The 20,307-nt window shown below is 65.0% G+C and carries 18 protein-coding genes; 8 read left to right on the top strand and 10 right to left on the bottom strand.

The genetic code is table 11. From position 1 onward, the window contains the following. Positions 1-100: 100 nt before the first annotated feature. Entirely contained in the window at positions 101-1,600 is a 1,500-nt protein-coding gene (locus CJU94_RS14780) for an MFS transporter (protein ID WP_095420373.1), read from the bottom strand. 325 nt (positions 1,601-1,925) lie between these two features. On the opposite strand from CJU94_RS14780, the gene CJU94_RS14775 reads away from it, so the two are divergent. From CJU94_RS14775 to CJU94_RS14745, 7 genes are all read left to right on the top strand, one after another. Next, positions 1,926-2,993 (top strand): ABC transporter substrate-binding protein, encoded by a 1,068-nt coding sequence (locus CJU94_RS14775; protein ID WP_095419317.1) that lies wholly within the window; start codon positions 1,926-1,928, stop codon positions 2,991-2,993. 30 nt (positions 2,994-3,023) lie between these two features. After that, the gene (locus tag CJU94_RS14770) at positions 3,024-3,875 is read left to right on the top strand and encodes an ABC transporter permease (protein WP_095419316.1); all 852 of its coding nucleotides are present in this window, start codon (positions 3,024-3,026) and stop codon (positions 3,873-3,875) included. A 117-nt stretch (positions 3,876-3,992) separates the two neighbouring features. Then, positions 3,993-4,871 carry an ABC transporter permease gene (locus CJU94_RS14765; RefSeq protein ID WP_095419315.1) on the top strand — a complete coding sequence of 293 codons (879 nt, stop codon included), beginning with the start codon at positions 3,993-3,995 and terminating at the stop codon, positions 4,869-4,871. Between the two features lie 34 nt (positions 4,872-4,905). Beyond that, positions 4,906-5,772, top strand: a complete 867-nt coding sequence (locus CJU94_RS14760) for an ABC transporter ATP-binding protein (RefSeq protein WP_095419314.1) — start codon at positions 4,906-4,908, stop codon at positions 5,770-5,772. Between the two features lie 46 nt (positions 5,773-5,818). After that, positions 5,819-7,195, top strand: coding sequence for an LLM class flavin-dependent oxidoreductase (locus tag CJU94_RS14755; protein WP_095419313.1), 1,377 nt, complete (start codon positions 5,819-5,821; stop codon positions 7,193-7,195). A 51-nt stretch (positions 7,196-7,246) separates the two neighbouring features. Continuing rightward, the gene (locus CJU94_RS14750; RefSeq protein WP_095419312.1) at positions 7,247-8,194 is read left to right on the top strand and encodes a TauD/TfdA dioxygenase family protein; all 948 of its coding nucleotides are present in this window, start codon (positions 7,247-7,249) and stop codon (positions 8,192-8,194) included. Between the two features lie 118 nt (positions 8,195-8,312). Next, complete coding sequence (locus tag CJU94_RS14745; protein ID WP_095419311.1) at positions 8,313-9,866, top strand: phospholipase D family protein; 1,554 nt, start codon at positions 8,313-8,315, stop codon at positions 9,864-9,866. 27 nt (positions 9,867-9,893) lie between these two features. Here the strand turns inward: CJU94_RS14745 and CJU94_RS14740 are convergent, their stop codons facing one another. The 9 genes from CJU94_RS14740 to CJU94_RS14705 all read right to left on the bottom strand — a co-directional run bounded on the left by CJU94_RS14740 (position 9,894) and on the right by CJU94_RS14705 (position 18,747). Beyond that, positions 9,894-10,724: a polysaccharide deacetylase family protein gene (locus tag CJU94_RS14740; protein ID WP_095420372.1), complete on the bottom strand. Its 831-nt coding sequence runs from the start codon at positions 10,722-10,724 to the stop codon at positions 9,894-9,896. Beyond that, positions 10,721-11,836, bottom strand: a complete 1,116-nt coding sequence (locus CJU94_RS14735) for a glycosyltransferase family 4 protein (RefSeq protein WP_095419310.1) — start codon at positions 11,834-11,836, stop codon at positions 10,721-10,723. Before CJU94_RS14735 ends, CJU94_RS14740 begins: the two co-directional genes overlap by 4 nt. 451 nt (positions 11,837-12,287) lie before the next feature. Continuing rightward, positions 12,288-12,881 carry a hypothetical protein gene (locus CJU94_RS41780; RefSeq protein ID WP_244220840.1) on the bottom strand — a complete coding sequence of 198 codons (594 nt, stop codon included), beginning with the start codon at positions 12,879-12,881 and terminating at the stop codon, positions 12,288-12,290. Positions 12,882-12,890: 9 nt separating this feature from the next. Continuing rightward, positions 12,891-13,655 carry a hypothetical protein gene (locus CJU94_RS41775; RefSeq protein WP_244220839.1) on the bottom strand — a complete coding sequence of 255 codons (765 nt, stop codon included), beginning with the start codon at positions 13,653-13,655 and terminating at the stop codon, positions 12,891-12,893. Beyond that, a complete protein-coding gene (locus CJU94_RS14725) occupies positions 13,652-15,244 on the bottom strand; it encodes a vWA domain-containing protein (RefSeq protein WP_095419309.1) in 1,593 nt (530 codons plus the stop codon). Before CJU94_RS14725 ends, CJU94_RS41775 begins: the two co-directional genes overlap by 4 nt. Further along, positions 15,234-16,271, bottom strand: coding sequence for a vWA domain-containing protein (locus CJU94_RS14720; protein WP_095419308.1), 1,038 nt, complete (start codon positions 16,269-16,271; stop codon positions 15,234-15,236). The genes CJU94_RS14725 and CJU94_RS14720 overlap by 11 nt, the downstream gene beginning before the upstream one ends. Then, positions 16,258-16,797, bottom strand: coding sequence for a DUF4381 domain-containing protein (locus CJU94_RS14715; protein ID WP_095419307.1), 540 nt, complete (start codon positions 16,795-16,797; stop codon positions 16,258-16,260). The genes CJU94_RS14720 and CJU94_RS14715 overlap by 14 nt, the downstream gene beginning before the upstream one ends. Beyond that, positions 16,794-17,747 carry a DUF58 domain-containing protein gene (locus CJU94_RS14710; RefSeq protein ID WP_167397557.1) on the bottom strand — a complete coding sequence of 318 codons (954 nt, stop codon included), beginning with the start codon at positions 17,745-17,747 and terminating at the stop codon, positions 16,794-16,796. The genes CJU94_RS14715 and CJU94_RS14710 overlap by 4 nt, the downstream gene beginning before the upstream one ends. A 40-nt stretch (positions 17,748-17,787) precedes the next feature. Then, positions 17,788-18,747, bottom strand: coding sequence for an AAA family ATPase (locus CJU94_RS14705; RefSeq protein ID WP_095419305.1), 960 nt, complete (start codon positions 18,745-18,747; stop codon positions 17,788-17,790). 359 nt (positions 18,748-19,106) lie between these two features. Between CJU94_RS14705 and CJU94_RS14700 the strand changes: the two genes are divergently transcribed. Then, complete coding sequence (locus tag CJU94_RS14700; RefSeq protein ID WP_425272150.1) at positions 19,107-20,288, top strand: formylglycine-generating enzyme family protein; 1,182 nt, start codon at positions 19,107-19,109, stop codon at positions 20,286-20,288. The last annotated feature ends 19 nt before the right edge of the window (positions 20,289-20,307 follow it).

The following is a 20,307-nucleotide window of genomic DNA, read 5'->3' as shown; positions in this document are numbered from 1 at the left end:
GGTGAATTCAGTATCGTGGCACCGATGGCTTGCCCAAACCAACTAATTTCGCTTTGCTTATTTGTTTTGCGAGGCGGTTCGCGGCAGCCTCCGGCGCCCGTCAGGCGCGCGCCGCTTTCGCTGTCATGGCGGGCTGCGCGTAGTCCTCGCCGTCGATGTCATAGCCCGACGGCTCCCACCGGATCACCAGCAACACGAGCAGCGAAGTCAACGGCGCGATCGCGATCAACCAGAACACCTTGGTGCCCAATGCGGCCGCCAGCACGGGGAACAGAAACAGCGACACGGTCGAGGCGCTGCGCACCAGCGTCTGATTGAAGCCCACGCCAATGCCGCGCAACGACGTGGGATAGCTGAGCGACGCATACGTCATCGAATGCGAGCCGGGTCCGAAACCCTGGCCGAACAGATAGCCGCCGAGCAGCAGGATCGCCGCCACGACGAGCGCGCCGCTGCCCGGTTTGCCAATCAGCGCGAGCCCGATCAGCGACGCGAACTGGAGCGTGTGGCCGAGCACCGTCATTTTCCAGGCGCCGACCGTCGGCGCCGTGCGCACGCCGATCAGGCCGCCCACGAATGCAAACGCCAGGTTCAAGCCCAGCGCCGCGATGATCGTGGTGAGCGGGCCCTGGTGAAAGAAGCTGGTGATGATCACCGGCAAGCCGAAGATGATCGCGTTGTAGCCGAACGAGGAAGCGCTGCCGATCACGGCGGCGAGAATCGTGCGGCGTCGATACGTGGCGTTAAAGAGCACGCCATAGTTGCGCCATGACGCGGCGCGCGGCGTGTTCGCCGGTGCGGCGCCGGGTTCGACCACCGCGTCCACGCCGTATGAGCGCTTGAGAATGCGCGCGGCTTCTTCGAGATTGCCCTGATTCGCGGCCCATACCGGCGATTCGCTGATATAGCGGCTGCGCACGAGAATGATCACGATGGCGGGCACCGCGCCGAACGCCAGCGTGAGACGCCATAACCAGCCAAGCTGATGCTCGGGCAGAATCGCGTAGAGCCCGAGAATCAGCAGATAGCAGGTGCTCGTGGCCGCATACCAGGCGGGGCACCACGCGGCGACGCTGGCCGCCTTGTTGCCCTTGCCCGCCACGCGCGAGAACTCCGCGAGAAAGGCCATCGCCACCGGCAAATCGAGCCCGACGCCGAACCCCATCAGAAACCGCGCGCCGCCGAGCACCCACGCATTGGGCGCAAGGCCCGCGGCAATCGCCGCGACCACGAAGAACAGCATGTCGGCCATGAACACACGGTAACGGCCGATACGGTCGGTCAGATAGCCGCCGAACAGTGCGCCGAGAATCGCCCCGAACGTGATGGCCGACGATACGAACCCCACCTGCACCGGCGACAGCGAGAACTGGCGCGCGATGTCCTTGATCCCGTACGCGAGCGAGGTCAGGTCGTAAGCATCCAGAAAGACGCCGCCGAGCGCGATCGCGATCACGATGCGCGCATTGCTGCCCTTGGCGGCGCCGGCGTTGACGATACGCGAGACATCTTGCGCATGACGGATGACAGTGGGCCGCGCGGCGCTAGCGGCGCTCGCTTGCGGGTCGACGGTGGTCGGCGGAAAAGCAACAGTGGACATGATCCGGACTTCGCATGAGTGGCTGAAGCGTTGCATGGTAGCCATGCGATCGATGCCGGCAAAACGACGAATTCAACTATGCAAATCGGGAATTCCGCGCTTGCTTCAATGCACCGCCATGAAGCGATGCGCAGCGCGCACGTTTCGCACTTCTGCAGATTTTCTTATCTGCAATGATTGGTTGGATTCGAGCGCACGCGAATCTAACGTGTAGTTCCGACTCGGCGCCGGCCTGAGCGCTTGCACCCGTTCGCACCCGTTCGCACCCGCTTGCACCGTTTGCACCCGTTCGCACCCGTTTCTTTTCCTCGACTGGTATTCGCGCATGCGCTATTTCCGTTTGCTGAAATCTTTCGTTGCCGTGGCTGCGCTCTCGCTTGCCGCCGCTCACGCTTACGCCGACAAGCCCGCGCTGATCCGCATCGGCGTCGCGCAACAAGGCACCGGCGACCCGCCCTCGTTCGGCGGTTCGCCGGCGGCGACCGTGCAGTTGCAGCAGTCGCTCGAAAAGGAATTCGCCGCCGACGGCATCAAGGTCGAATGGTTGTTTTTCAAGGGCGCGGGCCCGGCGGTCAACGAAGCGATCGCCGATAAATCGCTCGACTTCGCCTTCCAGGGCGATCTGCCCGCGGTGCTCGCGCGCGCCAATGGGCTGAAAACCCACCTTCTGCTCGCCTCGGGCGTGCGCACCGGCATCAAGGTCGCGGTGCCGGCGGATTCGGATGTGCACTCGCTCAAGGATCTGAAAGGCCGGCGCGTGTCGATCTTTCGCGGCACCAATCTGCAACTCGTCGCCGACAACGCGCTCGCCGCCAATCAGCTGAGCGAACGCGATCTGCGCGTGATCAACCTGGACACCGCCAGCTCGCTCGCGGCGCTGGCGTCCAGGGGCATCGACGCGTCGGTCAACGATTATCACGTGTACAAGCTGCGCGATCAGGGTCTCGCGAAAGTCGTCTACGAATCGCAGAACGACGGGCCGCAATTCACGCGTCAGTCCCACCTGCTCGTTCTCGACGACTTCGATCACGCGCATCCGGATGTCGTGCAGCGCGTCGTCAACGTGTTCGTGAAAGGCGCGCAATGGTCCTCCGACGAAGCCAACCGCGATGCGCTCTTCAAGCTGTGGGCGAAAAGCGGCGTGCCCTATTCGTCCTGGCAGGCCGAGTTCGCGAATCAGAACCTGAAGGACCGCAATTCGCCGCTGATCGACCCGTTCATCGTGGCGCGCTACAAAGCCGTGGCGGACGATGCGCTGAAGCTCAAGCTGATTCGGCAGCCGGTCGAAGTGGATAGCTGGTTCGAAACCAAATATCTCGACAACGCGCTGCGCTCGCAAAAGCTCGACCATTACTGGACGCGTTACGACGCCGCAGGCAAGCCGCTCGGCTGACGCCCAGCCAAACTCACCGGAGCGATCACGATGAGCGAAACCGCAATCCAGGTCGAACGCAAACGGCTCGCGCCCGCTGCCGCACCGCATGTGCCGCTGTCGCGCGATCCGCGGTTGCGCGCGCTTCTATGGCGACTCGCGCCGTGGCTGCTGCCCGCCCTGCTGCTCGCGTTGTGGACCGTCGGCTGCGAGCGCGGCTGGATCGCCCCGCAAATTCTGCCGCCGCCCGAGCGTGTGTTCGACACCCTCGTCGAACTCGCGAAGAGCGGCGACCTCGCGCGCAATACGCTGATCAGCCTGCAACGCGTGCTGCTGGGTTTCGGCGCGGGCACGCTGCTCGGCTTTGCGCTCGGCGCGGCGCTGGGTCTGTCGCGCACGCTCGAGGCCTACGTGCTGCCGAGTTTCAATGCGCTCGTGCAGATTCCGGTGCTCGGCTGGCTGCCGTTCCTGCTGTTGCTCGTGGGCGTGGGCGAACCGCTGAAATACATTCTGATCGCGCATGCGGCGCTCGTGCCGGTCACGTTGAGCACGCTGCAAGGGTTCCGGCAGACGCCCGCCGCACTCGATGAAGTCGCGCGCGTGCTCGAATACCGCGGCTGGCAGCGAATTGTCTACCTGGTGCTGCCGGCGGCCGTGCCGACGCTCGCCACCGGGGTGCGGCTCGCGTTCACCAAAGCGTGGCTCGCGCTGGTGGTCGTCGAACTGGTGGCGTCCTCCGAGGGGCTCGGCTATCTGATCGTCTACGGCCGGCAACTGTTTCAGCTCGACCTGGTGATGGCGTCGGTGGTCGTGGTCGGCGCGATCGGCTATGCAGTGAATCGGGCGCTCGACGCACTCGAAGCGCGTTTGCGGCGCGGGCAGCCGTCGGCGTTTCGCGAGTGATCGCACTCACTTGCACCCATTGGCACCAACACGCCACCAACACGCGCACCGACACGCACAACCACCCGTGATGCGGCCGACGCGACCCAAGGCAACCACGCCCGTGAGGACACTACGATGACTCTCGCCCTCTTCAAGCGCTCGAACCCGTCGGCGAAATCCGCCGACGCCGCTTGCGACTGCGCCGCGCCCGCCGCGTTCCGGCGGGCGGCGCGGCCGCGCCGCCCGCTGTCGGCGCGCTTCGATTGGCGCGGCATGGTCTTGCCCATCGTCGCGATCGCGATCTGGTGGGCCGTCTCGGAGGCGCACCTGATCAAAAGCGGGCTGCTGGTCAGTCCCGCGCAGGTGCTTGCCACCGCGTGGCAGCAGGTCGCGAGCGGCGCGCTTCTGAAGGCGCTCTCGGCCTCGCTCGCGCGCGAAGCGAGCGGCTTCGTGATCGGCACGCTAGGCGGCCTGCTGCTCGGCAGCGCGCTGGGCTTTTCACGGCTTGCGACACGCATGATCGGGCCGAGCTTCGACACCTTCAAACAGATCTCGCTGTTCGCGTGGATTCCGCTCATCTCTGTATGGTTCGGCCTGGGCGACGCGGCGAAAGTCGTGTTCCTCTCGCTCGCCGCGCTGCTGCCCGTCACCGCGCACACGTGCGACGGCATCCATGCGGTGCCGCGCGCCTATATCGAAGTCGCGCGGGCCTTCCGTTACTCGCGGTGGCAGCTCATCCGCGCCGTGATCCTGCCGGCCGCGCTGCCGTCGATCTTCACCGGCCTCTACCTCGCGTTGATCTATTCGTGGCTCGCCACGCTCGGCGCCGAATATCTGCTGGTGGCGGGCAGCGGCATCGGCAATACGCTGATCGACGGCAGCGAGCAGTTCCGCATGGATCTCGTGTTGTTCGGGGTGATCGTGGTGGGCGTGACGGGCTGGGCGTTGAACGCGCTCGCGCGCACCGTGGAGCGGGCCGTCTTCGCACCCCGAGTCCAGTCCGCCGTTCGATGAACCCGCGCCTGAACCCTTCTCTCCCGGACCGCTCATGACGTCTTCCACGCTCTCCGACAGCATCGACATTCTTCACGTCAGCAAGCGCTATGCGCAGCAAGGCGGCGCGCCGCTCGCGGTACTCGACGACATCAGCCTGCGGGTGCGCGCGGGCGAGTTCGTCAGCGTGCTCGGTTCGAGCGGCTGCGGCAAATCCACCTTGCTGCGGCTGATCGCGGGACTCGACACCGACTATAGCGGCGACATCGTGGTGGCGGGCGACAAGGTCCGCGACACGTCGCTCGAACGCGGGATCGTGTTCCAGGACCACCGCCTGTTTCCGTGGCTCACGGCCGCGCAAAACATTCTCGCCGCGTTGCGTAACGCCCCGCTTTCCGCGGCTGAAAAGCGCGAGGCCGTGGCGGAGCATATCGCGCTCGTCGGCCTCAAGGGTTTTGAAAATGCCTACCCGCATCAACTGTCGGGCGGCATGGCGCAGCGCGTGGCGATCGCGCGCGGCCTCGTCAACCGCCCGCGCGTGCTGCTGCTCGACGAGCCGTTCGGCGCACTCGACGCACTCACGCGCGGCCGCTTGCAAAACGAGTTGCAGCGCATCTGGGAACACGAACGCATCACGATGATCCTCGTCACGCACGATGTCGACGAAGCGCTTTACCTCGGTGAGCGCGTCGTCACGATGGCGCCGCGCCCGGGGCGCATCAAGCGGATCGTCGACGTGGCATTGCCGCGCCCGCGCGAGCGCCACGATCCCCGCTTCATCCGTTTGCGCGACGAAGTGCTGGCCGACTTCGCCGAGCATGTCGGCGCGCCACGCGAGCCGCACGCGGACGATACGCCGCCCGGCGGCACGCGCATTGCCGTGGCGAATCCGCCAATCTCCGAATGGCGGCTCGCGTGGTGACGCGTCCGCTCTCCCACCCGCACAACCCACCTTCACGGAGCTAACAATGAGCGGCGACAAACAGCCGAAGCGGCAGATCAGATTGGGCGCCTTTCTGATGGAGACCGGCCATCACATCGCGGCATGGCGGCATCCCGATGCGCATGCGGGCGGCGGGCTCGATTTCGCGCACTACGCCGAGCTCGCGCAGATCGCCGAGCGCGCCCGGTTCGATGCGATTTTTTTCGCCGACAGCGTGAGCGTGCGCGACACCCATCTGGCGTCGCTATCGCGCACCGCGCGCGCCGATCATTTCGAACCGCTTACCTTGCTGTCGGCGCTTTCGGTGGTGACGAAACACATCGGCCTGATCGCCACGGTCTCCACCACGTTCAACGAGCCGTATAACCTCGCGCGCAAATTCGCCTCGCTCGATCATCTGAGCGGCGGCCGCTCGGGCTGGAATCTCGTCACGTCGAGCACGGAATCCGAGGCGCTCAATTTCAGTTTCGATCGCCATCCCGAACACGCGCTGCGCTACGAGCGCGCCAGAGAGTTCTACGACGTGGTCGCGGGCCTCTGGGATAGCTGGGAAGACGATGCGTTCATCCGCGACAAGGCAAGCGGCGTCTATTTCGATCCGCACAAGCTGCACGTGCTCGGCCACGAGGGCAAGCACTTCAAGGTGCGCGGGCCGCTGAACGTGGCGCGTTCGCCGCAGGGCTGGCCGGTCGTCGTGCAGGCCGGCGCGTCCGAGGCCGGGCGCGAGCTCGCGGCGCAAACCGCGGAAGTGATCTTCGTCGCCCATCAGACGCTCGACGAAGCGCAGTCGTTCTATCGCGATGTCAAAGGACGGCTGGCGAAATACGGGCGCGCGCCGGACCATCTGAAGATCATGCCGGGGATCTTCCCGGTGGTCGGCCGCACCCAGGCGGAAGCCGAGGCGAAGTTCGCCGCGCTGCAGGACCTGATTCATCCGACTGTGGGCCTGTCGCTGCTGTCGAACATGTCGGGCGGCGTCGATCTGTCCCAGTACCCCGTCGACGGACCGTTGCCCGAATTGCCGGAAACCAACGGCGGCAAGAGCCGCCAACGTCTGCTATTCGATCTCGCGCGCCGCGAAAACCTGACGATCCGCGATCTTTATCTGCGTATCGCGGGCGCGCGTGGTCATCAGCAGGTGGTCGGCACGCCGCAGAGCATCGCGGACCAGTTACAGCAGTGGTTCGAAGAAGAAGGCGCGGACGGTTTCAACATCATGTCGCCGTGGTTGCCGGGCGGATTGACGGAATTTGCCGAACTGGTGGTGCCCGAGTTGCAGCGGCGTGGACTATTGCGCACCGAATACGAGGCCAGCACGCTGCGCGGCAATCTCGGTCTGCCGCGTCCCACCAACCGATACAGCGCCGCGGCGCAGCCGGTCGCGGCCGCCGCCGGCCGATAAAGCGACGGCACTCACGCCGTCACACCCGTTCTCTTTCGCAAGGAGCTTTCCATGAGTGCAGCCGCAGTGCAGGACGACCCGTCGATTCGAATCACGCCGCTTTCCGCGCATATCGGCGCGCAGATTGACGGCGTGGATCTCACGCAGAAGCTGGATGCGCGCCAGATCGCAGAAATTCGCACGGCGCTTCTGAAGTGGCGTGTGGTGTTCTTTCGCGAGCAGTTCCTGACGCACGAGCAGCATGTCGCTTTCTCGGCGCAGTTCGGCGAACTGACCCTGGGGCATCCGGTGTTCGGCCACGTGGAGGGGCATCCGGAGGTCTATTCGATCTCGAAGTACCGCAAGGCAACACGCTTCGAGGGGCAGGCGCTGCAACGCCCCTGGACTGGCTGGCACACGGACGTCACGGCCGCGGTCAATCCGCCCTGGGCGTCGATCCTGCGTGGCGTGACGATTCCCCCGTACGGCGGCGACACGCAGTGGACCAACCTGGTGGCCGCCTATCAGAAGCTGTCGGCACCGCTGCGCTCGTTCGTCGACGGTTTGCGCGGCGTTCACCGTTTTACGCCGCCGGCCGGTGCGAGCGGAACGCAGGCGTTCGTCCAGGCCGTCGAGCAGCGCACCCTCGTGACCGAGCATCCCCTTGTCAGGGTTCATCCGGAAACGGGCGAACGGGCGCTGTATGTCAGCCCGAGCTTCCTCAAATTGATTGTCGGCGTGAGCCCGCGCGAAAGCCAGGTGCTGCTCGAACTGCTGTGGGAACACGTGACGCGGCCGGAGTTCACCGTGCGCTTCAAATGGGAGGCCGGCAGCCTCGCGTTCTGGGACAACCGGGCAACGGCTCACCTCGCGCCCACGGATATTTTCGACCTCGACTTCGACCGGCAGCTGTATCGGACCACGCTCGTCGGCGACGTGCCCGTCGGCCCGGACGGCGCGCCATCGGTGGCGATCGAAGGCTCGCCGGTGAGCGCGGCCGCCGCCGTCGCCGTGAACTGAGGAGGCCGCCACACGCCGCGACCGGTACGATCGCACCAATCCGACACGCCATCGGTGCTCACTCGACTCGCCCCCCGTCTGCGGCTATCTTACGGACTGGGCGATCGAAGGACACAACATGGCGACGTTTCGTGGCATTGCCGCAGTCTTACTGATCACGCTGCTGTCCGCCTGCGCGAGCTTGCCGCCGCAGGCCGGCCGTAACGAGACGCACGCCCTGACGGACACGGACAGCACCCGGCTGGGCGCCGCCTTCGTGCCGCAGGGGCACAAGCATCCCGACACCAGTGCTTTTCACCTGCTGTCCAACGGCGTCGATGCCCTGCTCGCCCGCATCGTGCTGGCGGAAGCGGCCGAGCGCACGCTCGACCTGCAGTACTACATCTGGCACGACGATCTGACCGGCCGCCACCTGGCCTATGCGGTGCTCAAAGCCGCCGATCGCGGCGTGCGGGTTCGCGTTCTGCTCGACGATCTAGGCACGGGCGCCGACGACAAGGTTCTGCTCGCCGTCAGCTCGCACCCCAACGTCGAAATCCGGCTGTTCAATCCGATCGCCAACCGCACCTTCAAGAAGCTGGGCTCGGCGCTGGAGTTCAGCCGGATCAATCGCCGTATGCACAACAAGTCGCTGATCGCGGACAACCAGGCCGCCATTCTGGGCGGTCGCAATATCGGCGACGAATACTTCGGCGCATCCAGCGAGGTCGATTTCGGCGACCTCGACGTGCTGACGTTCGGACCCGTGGTTCATAAGGTGTCCAACGCCTTCGACGAATTCTGGAACTCGCAGGCCGCCTATCCGATCGTCAGCCTGACCGGACATGCCGCCGAGCCGGACGCGCTGCCGGCGTATCGCGCGAAGCTCGCGGCGTTCATTGCGTCCGAGCACGATTCGCCTTATGTCACCCAGGCGAGAACCAGGCTCGGCGAAACGCTGGCGGCGCGCGATACCGATTTCTCCTGGGGCAATGCCGCGCTGCTCTACGACGATCCCGCCAAGATCACCCGCTCGCCGGACGATCCCCAGGGACACTTGCTATCGCAGTTCAATGCGCTGAGTATCGAGCCCAGCAAGGAAGTGCTGATCATCTCGCCGTACTTCGTGCCCGGCAAAAAGGGCGTGGCGTGGATGCGCGCCCAGACGCAGCGCGGCGTGCGCGTCACCGTGCTGACGAACTCGCTCGCCGCGACCGATGTCGCCGCCGTTCACGCGGGCTATCAGCGCTATCGCCAGGATCTGCTCGACGCGGGGGTGCATCTCTACGAGTTGAAGCCGATCGCCGGTAACGACGGCGGCGACACGAAAAAATCGCTTCTCGGCTCCTCGAAAGCCTCGCTGCATGCAAAGACTTATGTGTTCGACAGAAGCAGTATCTTCATTGGCTCGATGAATCTCGATCCTCGTTCCGTCACCCTCAATACGGAGATCGGCGTGTACTGCGAAAGCGCCCCGCTCGCCGCTCAGGTCGCGGACGGACTCGAGCCGAAGCTGGACCAGATCGCCTGGCGGCTCGAAACCCGCGAGAATGCGAACGGCACGAGCCGGATCGTGTGGATCGACACGGCGCCCGATGGCAAGGTGACCGAGAGCGGCGAACCCGGCGTGTCCGGCATGAAGCGGATCGGCATCTGGTTGCTCGGCTTGCTGCCGATCGAATCGCAGCTGTGAGGCGCGGGGCCGTGCTGGTTCAGGGGATCAACGTTTGATCTTGAGATACGCCCGGCTGATCGTCGGCCGTGTGTGCACCCATAGCCGCGAGGCCAGCCACGAAGCCGGCTTGTTCCGCACTTCGAGGCGAGTGATCGAGCGCGCCGCGTCATCGTTGCGGCCCGCATAGTTCGAACCCGGTTCGCACGTGTAGAAGTGCCGGAAACCGGCCTGCGCCGCGATGCGGCGATAGTCGGCGTCGTGATAGCCCTGCGGCCAGCACAGATGATCCGACACGGCACCCAGGTTCTGCTCCAGCGCGGCGCGCGCGCTGGCGAGATCGCGTGACAGCCCCGCGCATTTCTCCTCCGCATGGGCCGACACCTGATCCCACCGCACGTGGCTATGCGTGTGACTGTGAAATTCGAATGTGCCGGCTTCGCGCATGGCATGAATCTCCGACCAGCGAAGAATCGCCCGGTCCGGCTCGCCGTTTTCAATCGCCCGTTCGCCCTCGTGGTGATTGAGTAGCGCCGGCATGGCGCCGCCCGAGCGGGCATGCGCGCGCACCGGCCCTTCGCCGATCCAGCTCGTCACGAGAAAGCACAATGCGGTCAATCCATGCGCCTGCAGAACCGGATGCGCATGCACCCAGTTGTCGAGGTAGCCGTCGTCGAATGTCAGCACGACGGACTTCTCCGGCAGGGGCTCACCCGCCAGATAGGCCGACAGTTGCGCGCTGCCGATGGTGGTGTAACCCGCGCCGGCCAGATACGCCATTTGCTCGGCAAAATGCTCGGGCGACACCGTGATCATGCCCGGCGACGTGCTGATGTGGTGATACATCAGCACGGGCACCGCGCGCGCGAACTTCGTCATGCCGTCGCCCGCCATTGGCTGTAGTAAGGGCGCCGGGCATAGATGCCGCGCATATAGCAGTCGACGGTCTCGCTGGCCATGGCCTCGACCGTAAAACGGCTGTCGGTCTTCAGACGCGCGGCCAGTCCCAGCCGCTCGCGCAGCGGCACATCGTCGATCAGACGCGCCAGCGCGCTTCTCAATGCCTCGACGTCGTGGGGCGGCACGAGCAGGCCGTTCACGCCGTCGTCGATCAACTCGGGCACCCCGTCCACGCGCGTGCCGATCACCGGCAGACCTGCCGCCATCGCTTCGATGAACGACTGGCCGAGCGCTTCCTGATGCGTGGGCAAAACGAAGAAATCGCAGCCGCGTAAGACGTTAGTAATGTCCTTGCGGAATCCCAGCAGATGGATGCGATCGGCGAGCCCCATGCCGTCGACAATCGCCTTGATCTTCTCGAACCACACGCCGTCGCCCGCCATCACGACATGCAGATTGGGCCGCTCGGCCAGCATCGGCTGAACGGCCGCGATGAGATCCTCATGGCCTTTTTTCTCGCGGATGATCGCCACCATGCCGGCGACGACGGCATCGGCGTCCAGTCCGAGCTCGTCACGCAGTGTGGAGCGGCTCAGCGCTTCCGGCTTCACGATGCCGTCGTAAATCGTCTCCACCCGGCTTTCGGGTACGCCCGCCGAAATCAGGTAATTGCGCACATGATGGCTCACGGCGACGACGCGATGAGGAATCCAGTTATACGTGGCCAACGACGTGATAGGCAACGCCAGGTGCCGCGTGCGCACGATGAACGGCGTGCGCGCGAGCCGCCCCGCGGTGCCGGCGACGAGACTGTCATGCCCGCTATGAGTGTTCAGCACATTGAAACGACGGCGCTCGAGCAGCGTCTGGATGGCCAGCATGGAGCGCAGATCGCCGCCGGTCCGCATGCGCGCATGATGCACGGCGAAGCCTTCGGCGCGCGCACGGATGCCGATACACGCATCGTCCGGGCAAACGAGTTCGACGTTATGACCGAGCGCGCGAAGCGCGATCATTTCCTTGAGCGTGCGAACCTCCTGGCCGCCCCATCCCTGCGACGACTCACTGTGGAGAACGCTTAATGCTTTCATTACGCTGACTTGCCTCCCGGCACCTTTTCTGTCTGCAACGACCGGATCGAAATAGTTCGTAATATTCACCTCGGACCACCGCGGCGGGGAGGCAAACGCTTGTTCATGGGGGCGCAGCGAGCTGGACGTGACATCGACCAGTTTGCGGTCGATGTCCGGTTAACGGACTAGCATGACTTTTCGTTGACACTCGCCTTTCAAGTCCACGTGGGAGTATTTCGATGACTTCTTATTTTGTAAATAGGCAAACACACCGTATCGGCGACCCTGGCCCGGCGCAAACGTTGTCGGATAAAAAGTGTTGTTTTTTGTGTTGTGAAAGCGTGAGGGAAAATCGAGCGCAGGTGAAAAGCGCTTGACTAATGATGATTTTTTCAGAGAACCGAAGTCCCTGTCGCCCTGGTGGTTGAGCGTCGCGATGCCGCTCGCACGGGTCGCGCCGTGTGCGCCCTCAATCTGCCGGTTCCGTGAACGGGTTCAACGGTCTAGGCAAGGTTTCTCCTTCCCGTTTCGACCTCGCGCGATCCGCGTTCCTGCGCAGAACCGCGGCGATGTCTTTCCAATGAGGAAAACGGCGCGCCTGGTCTCCCGCATAGTTCGACTCGACTGCGGCGATCAGCTTCGCGGCGTGCGGATCCGCGCCGGTATCGATATTATCGAGCCGCGCCGGACGGCCGAAGTCGCGTCCTCGGTCCATCCACGCATACAACGCGGGAATGGTCCGCCGCCGGTCTCCCTTGCGCGCGGTCATGGACAGTTTGCGCCAGGCGCGCGTATCGCTCGCCAACCAGCGCTTGCGCGCCTCGGTCAACGCGCGCTGACCCCGGCGCACGAAAGACGCGGCACGCGCGCGCAACGCGATCAGCAGGATCCCACCGAACACCACGAGACCGCCGGCGATGGCCTCACGAGCGTGTATCACGACGATGCGATGCGGCATACCCCCGCGCGTGACCTCCAGCGGAATGTCGAAGAGCGGTTTTTCGCGCGCGGCGGCGGCCGAAAATCGCACCGCCGGCAACACGATTGTTTCCTTGCGCCGCATGGTCGTGTTTCACCATTCGAGCGTCACCGGCGGCAGACTGAACGTGCCGCTGCGCTCGGCAACGTAGCTCGCGCTATCGGTTCGCTCGCCGGCCACGAGCCCCGCGCGGTCCTCGACGAAGTTGCGCGTTGCCGCGGGTCTCGCATAGCGCTTGAGTCCCGGCACCTCCGCGAGTACGGCAGGCGGAATCAGCATCGACTCGGTGCCGGCGGCCCGCTGCGTAATCGTACGGGTCAGCGGTGCACCGACGGCGAGATGGCCCGGTGCGGGTTCCAGTTTTTGTTCGACGGTGAGTTTGGGCGCGGCGAAAAACGGGGTCATGCCTTCCGCGCCAGGCGGCAACGTAGCGACGAACTTCAAGGCGGGCGTCGACACCTGCGCCGGGCCTGTCATACCGCCGGGGTAGACCGTGATGGCCACCGGCGCGATCTCGAAGGTCTTGGCCGCCTGCGGCGCGATCCGGTACGCGCGGCTCACGCCGAACCAGCGCGTGCCGTCTATGTCCTCCGACAGATTGACCGCGTGCTCGTCGGGCAGGTTCACGATCGCGTCGGCAACGGTGAACAATGGCCAGTTGGGCGCCTCGGTAAACCATGTGGTCGTCAACAGATCGACGACGAGCTTGACCTCGCTCCCCGCCACGACCGGGCCGGCCGGTTCGAGATGCGCGCGCGCCATGATGCGCGGCGCGGGATCGGCCGTCGCGGGTCCGCACGCCAGCAAGGACAGCAGCAATGCGGCAAGCAGCGCGAGGCTGCGAGCAAACCGCTTCATGGCGCACCGCCCGTCTTTGCCGAGGATTCCTGTTCGAAGCGCTGTTGCAGGAAGACCGCGGGCGAGGTGTTCAGATTGCGCATCCAGGCATCCTCGGCCGGACGCGGCGCGGCTTCGATCACCGCTGTCGTGCCTCTGCCCTTCTTCTTGTCCACCTGCACCTGGTCAGGCGGATCCTCCTCCGGGTCGGCCTCGTTCTGTTTGTCTCGCGCCAGCAGCGTCTGCATGGTCGCGCGATTGGCGGCGGCCTGCGCGAGCGACGGTTGCAGTTTGAGCGCGTTGTCGTATGCCTTGATCGCGCCGGCGTAGTCGTCGAGATGCGCCAGCGTATTGCCGATATAGAAATAGGATTGCGCCGTTTTCAGGTGCGAGAAGGTGTCGAGCGCGCCGGCGTAGTCGCCCGCGAGATATTGCGCGCGGCCCTTCCACACCGGATCGTCGAAGCGCCCGGCCGCGGCCTTGTAGCGGCCGTGTTCGAGATTCCAACGCCCTTGCTGGTCGTGGGTCGCGAACAGATCGAGCCAGTGCCATGACGCCGCTTGCGCGGGGTGCGGCAACGCGCCGAAGGTGAGCGAGATCAGCACGACGGGCAGCCACTTGACGGTCCAGCCGCGCCGGAAACTCCACAGCGCGAGCAGCAGCAACGGCAACACGAGCCAGTAGCCGCTCTCCTTCCAGCGCGGCTCGATTCTGGCCTCCTCCGCTTGCGCGAGGTAAGCCTGCGCGCGATGCTGGACCCATGACACGTCGTCGTCATCCGCACGCATGCTGGCAAGCGGAATGCCGGCCTCGCGCGCGACATTGCGGATCGCGTCGGCGTCGAACGTGCCCATCAGCGGATGGCCTTCGCGGTCCATCTGGATCAAGCCGTCTGGCCCGCGAATCGGCCCGCCGTGTTCCGTGCCGACCGCGAGCCAGAGCAACTGGTGCCGCAGCGCTTTCGCTTTCCGTACGAAAGCGTCCGCGCCGCTCGCATCGAAGCCGTCGCTCATGAAAACGATCGTGCCCGCCGCCGGGTCGTTCGCCAGCAACCGCTCGGCGACATCGAGACCGGCGCTCGCATTCTTGCCGTCGCGCGGCATCAGCGCGGGCGAGAGCGCGGGCACATAGAGTTCGAGCATCGCGGGGTCTTCGGTTGGCGGCACCACGAGGTGGGCCGTTGCCGCGAACACCACCAGTCCGGTTCGCGCGCCCTTGCGCGCTCTCGCGAGATCGAGCACCTTCTGCTTCGCGCGTTCGAGGCGGGTCGGCGCGATGTCGGTAGCTTCCATCGAATGAGCCAACTCCAGTACGACGACGAGCGGCGCCTTGTCCTGATTGAACGGCGGGCGCTCCTGCTGCCATGTCGGCCCCGCCGCGGCAAACGCGCCGATGCCGAGCAGCAGCGCCAACGTATGGACCGGCTGGATCACACGCCGCTGCGTGTCGCCGACGATCAGATGCTCGAGCAATTCCGGCGCGATCACACCGCGCCAGCGCGCACGGACGTCGTTGCGGCGCAGCCAGACGAACGGCAGCACGAGCGCCGGGATCAGCAACAGCAGCCATGCCGGCCGCAGGAAATGGAATGCGGTGAGGTCAATTTCCATGGCGCACCTCGCTGCCCGGCAAGCCTTGCGCGCGCCGCGCCCGCCGGGCCGAACGCAACAGCGCGATCAGCAATGCCAGCACGTGATAAAGCGCGAGCATGGACAAGCCCGCCGCGACAGGCACCCAGAAATAGTCGTGTTGCGGCCGGTAGATCTCGCGCTTGATTTTCTCGGGCGTCAGTTTGTCGAGCGTCGCGTACACATCGGCCAGATCTTTTTCATGACCCAGCGCGCGAAACGCACGCCCGCCGGTGAGGCTCGCAATATGCGCCAATGCATCGAGGTCGACCCGATCCTCGCCGGTGGTCGCGGGGTCGCCGATGCCCACCGTGTGCACCACCAGTTGATGCTGCTTCGCGATCTCGGCGGCTCGCTCCGGCGGGATCGCGCTGCTGGTGTCGTTGCCGTCGGTGAGCAGGATCAACACCTTCTCCTGCGCATGCGAATCCGCGCTCAGCTTGATGGTCAGTCCGATCGCGTCGCCGATCGCCGTGCGCGGCCCCGCCATGCCGATCTGCATCTGATCCAGCAGGATCCGCACGCTGTCGTGATCGAGCGTGAACGGCGCCTGCGGGTAAGCCGCGTCGCCGAACACCACGAGACCGATGCGGTCGCCCTTGCGCTTCGCCACGAAGTCGGCCACCACGCGCTTGACGGCGCTCAGCCGGTCCATGCGCTCGCCGGCCTCGTCGACGAAGTCGCGGGTGGCCATCGACCCGGACAGATCGATCGCGAGCATCAGGTCGCGTGCGGGTTCGTCGCGCACGATGGGCGGCTCGACGAATACGGGCTTCGCCGCGCCGGTCACGAGCAGTATCCACAGCACCGGCAGCAGCAAACGCAGCAGCCAGTGGCGGCGCAGCCGCACGCCGCCGGGCGCCGGTTTTTCACCCGCGGCCTGCGCCATTTCGTGAAAGAACGGCACGCGCACGGCCATCGCCGTGGTGCGATACGCCGGCGCCAGCCACCACACCAACACAGGCAGCGGCAACAGCGCGAACATCCACGGAAAATCAAACTTCCACATGATGATGCTCGATCCAGTCACGCGCGTGGCGGATCAGCGCGGCTGCCTCGTCCGGTGAAACGCGCGCCACCTGCTGGGGCGGCGCGTAGCTTGCCAGCGTGAGCAGCGGCCCCGTTTGAGCGTCGAAGCGGCCCTGCGTGCGGCGTAAAAACGCGAGCCATGCGTCGCCGGTGAGCGCCGCGACCTGGTCGCGCGGCGCGATTTCGAGCGACGTGCGCTTGAGCAGGCGAGGAATCGCAGCGAGCATGGCCGCGCGTTGCATCGGATCGGTCTGGCCGGAAGCAAGGCGTGCTTCGATGGCCGCCAGTTCGCGTAAAGCATTGCGCCGGTAACGCTGGCGCCCGTAGCGGCGCGAGGCCTTCCATGAAATCAGCAGGACCGCACCGAGCAACACGATTGCAACCGCCCACCAGCCGATAGTTTGGGGTGCATACGATACCGGCGCGGGCAATGGCAATTCCTGCAACCCCTGCAGTTGCGGCGACGAACCGGCCGGCGTGAGCGTGACGTCCGGCGTGCCGCTCATATACCGCTTCCCGCGGCAGGCCGCGCGCGTTCGCCAAAAAGACGGCGGACCTGATCGACGGCCGGCTCGTCGGTGGACAACGCCATCAGCGGCACGCCGCTCGTGCGCAGCAGTTCGGCCACTTCCGCGGTGCGGCCGCTGAACAGGCTCGACAGCGGCCGGCGCACGCGCTCCTGTTCGATGCGCAATTCGACCTGCAGGCGCCCTTCGCTGACCACCAGCGCACGGTGACCGGGCATCTGTTGCCACAGGGGATCGAAGATCATTGCCGCGACGACATCGTTGTGCGCGGCCAGTTGCCGCAATAGCCGCCGCGTGCGCTCGCCCGCGCCGGCGAAATCGCTGACTACGCAAACCAGATAGTCGTGCCCCGCGAGTTGAAGCACGCCTTCGAGCGCGGCGTCGAGTTGCTCATAATTGGTTCGGGTCTCGCTTTCGGCGTGCAGTGCGCCGTTCATCGCCGCGAGCGCGCCGAACAGCGTCTTGATACGGCTGCGGCTGCGCAACGGCTTGATGCGCGTGAGCTGGCTGTCGTTGAAGAGCACCCCGCCGACGCGGTCGCCCGCGACGAATCCCATCCACACGGCAAGCGCCGCCGTCTCGGCGGCCACGACCGATTTGAACGCGCGGCGCGAACCGAAAAACATGCTCATGCGTTGATCGACGACGACCAGCAACGGCCGGTCGCGTTCCTCGGTATAGGTGCGAACCTGGGGTTTGCCGAGCCGCAACGACGACTTCCAGTCGATATGACGGACATCGTCGCCCGGCAGATAGCCGCGAATCTCCTCGAAGTTCAGGCCGCGCCCGCGCAGACGCGACGCATGCGCGCCCGACAGCACGCTCGACACCGGCGCGGGCGCGACGAAACTCAGCCCGCGCGCCTGAAATTCGAGCTTTGCAAGATGCGCGGCGTCGACATACACGCTGCCGATCGCAGTTGAGGACATCACGGCCACGCCACTCCTTCGCATTGAGAAAACACCCGCTTCAGGCCGGCACCGCGACCTTTTCGATCAGCCGGTCGATGACCCGGTCGGCGCTGATGCTGTCCGCATTGGCGTCGTAAGACAGAATCAGCCGATGCCGCAGCACCGGATGAATGACGGCGCGCACGTCGTCCGGCGTCACGAAACCGCGCGCGTTCAGCCAGGCGTGCACGCGGCTCGCCCGGTCGAGGCCGATCGCGCCGCGCGGGCTCGCGCCGACCTCGATCCATTTGCCGAGTTCCGCGTCGATCTGCGCGCCGTGACGCGTCGCGTTGACGATCGACACGATATAGTCGTCGATCGCGGGTGCGACGACAATCTGCCGGACCTCTTCGCGCACCGCGAAAATGATGTCCTGTGACAGCATGGCCGGTGCCTCGGCGGACGCGCCGCTCTCCTGCCGCAGCAGGCGCAGCATGGCGACTTCGCTGTCGGGTGCCGGATAGCCGATTAGCACCTTGAGAAGAAAGCGGTCCATTTGCGCTTCCGGCAATGGATAAGTACCTTCCTGTTCAATCGGATTCTGAGTGGCCATGACGAGAAATAGCGCGGCCATGCGGTGCGTTTTTCCCCCGACGGATATCTGCCGCTCTTCCATTGCTTCGAGCAATGCGGATTGAACCTTGGCCGGCGCGCGGTTGATTTCGTCCGCAAGAATCAGATTGCCGAAAATCGGACCCGGCTGAAAACTGAGCGTGCGTTCGCTGCCCGATTGCAGCAGCGTTTCCGCTCCCGTGATGTCCGAGGGCAACAGGTCGGGCGTGAACTGGATCCGGCTCATGGTCGCGGCGAGCCGCGTGGCGATTGCCTTGACCGTGCGCGTTTTGGCGAGCCCGGGCAGACTCTCCAGCAGCACGTGACCGTCGGCCAGCAAGGCGATCAACACCTGGCGAACCACTGACTGCTGGCCCACCACAGCCTGATTCACGCTCGCTTCGAACTGCAGAACGGTATCGCGCATCGTCCTTTCTCTCAAGTCATTAATGTCGTATCTGATTGGACGACCCGGATGCCCATGCCCGTCGCCAGACACGTTAATGCAAGGCTGCGCATTCGTCAAAGTGTCTCAAGCGCATGCTAAAAAAAAGATAGGAAATCTCAGCAAAAAATTGCTAATCTCCAACTGGCTTGTTTGCGCTTATGGAAAATTCTTATTCTGTATCGCGAAGCTTGTCCTGTAGTTTGAAGTTGAAAGTCAAAAAAGAGAGTGGACGTCGCACACGACCCGGCCGTTTCACTGCAAGAGAGAAGATGAAGAGTGAAAAAGATCGAGGGCCCGCAAAGTCGTCCCGTTCCAACGGATCGGTCGTAACGCCCCCAATGCGCGCCGGCCGCGCGCGCAAGCTGGTGCTGTGGGGCGCCCTGCTCGTCATGCTGCCGGCATGTATCGGCGGCGCCGTCAGTTGGGCCTTCACGCCGCACACTCCCGCTCATCCGCAAATCGTCCTCGGCGACGGCACGCACGGGCCGCTCGGTATGGCGTGGGTGCCCGGCGGCCAGTTCCTCATGGGCAGCGACGCCAAACAGGCGCAACCGAACGAGCGTCCCGCGCACAAGGTCAAGGTGCATGGCTTCTGGATGGACCGCCATCATGTCACGAACGCGGAATTCCGCCGCTTCGTCGAAGCGACCGGCTACGTCACCACTGCCGAGAAAAAGCCTGACTGGGACACGCTGAAAGTCCAGCTACCGCCCGGCACACCGCGCCCGCCCGAAAGCGCGATGGTCGCGGGCGCAATGGTGTTCGTCGGCACCAGTCGCCCCGTGCCGCTGGAAGACTATTCGCAGTGGTGGCGCTATGTGCCGGGCGCCGACTGGCGTCATCCGACCGGGCCGGACAGCAACATCATCGGTAAAGACGATCATCCGGTGGTTCAGGTCTCCTACGAAGATGCGCAGGCTTATGCCAAATGGGCCGGCAAGCGCCTGCCGACGGAAGCCGAATGGGAGTTCGCCGCGCGCGGCGGCCTCGAACAGGCTACTTACGCCTGGGGCGAGCAGTTCTCGCCCAACGGCAAACAGATGGCCAACGTGTGGCAAGGCCAGCAGCCGCAGGCTTTCCCGGTCGTCAATCCGAAAGCCGGCGGCGCGCTCGGCACGAGCCCGGTGGGCACTTTTCCGGCCAACGGCTATGGCCTTTCCGACATGACCGGCAACGCCTGGCAATGGGTTGCCGACTGGTATCGCGCGGATCAGTTCAGACGCGAGGCCGTCAGTACGAGCGCGATCGACAACCCGGCGGGCCCGCGCGATTCGTGGGATCCCGCTGATCCGGGCGTGCCCGTCAACGCTCCCAAACGCGTGACCCGCGGCGGTTCGTTCCTCTGCAACGAAATCTATTGCCTGAGCTACCGGCCCAGCGCGAGACGCGGCACCGATCCCTACAACAGCATGTCGCATCTGGGCTTCCGGCTGGTGATGGACGAGGACATCTGGAAAGAAGCCGGTGCCCGTCAGGCGTCGGCAAAGGCCGCCGGCGCGCCTGCCATCCCCGGCGGTTAGCGCACACCGAGCCGTTGGC

The sequence above is a fragment of the Paraburkholderia aromaticivorans genome (genome assembly GCF_002278075.1).
Taxonomy (GTDB): domain Bacteria; phylum Pseudomonadota; class Gammaproteobacteria; order Burkholderiales; family Burkholderiaceae; genus Paraburkholderia; species Paraburkholderia aromaticivorans.
The sequence above is the reverse complement of the archived record's forward strand: the minus strand, read 5'-3'. Positions and strand labels throughout refer to the sequence as shown.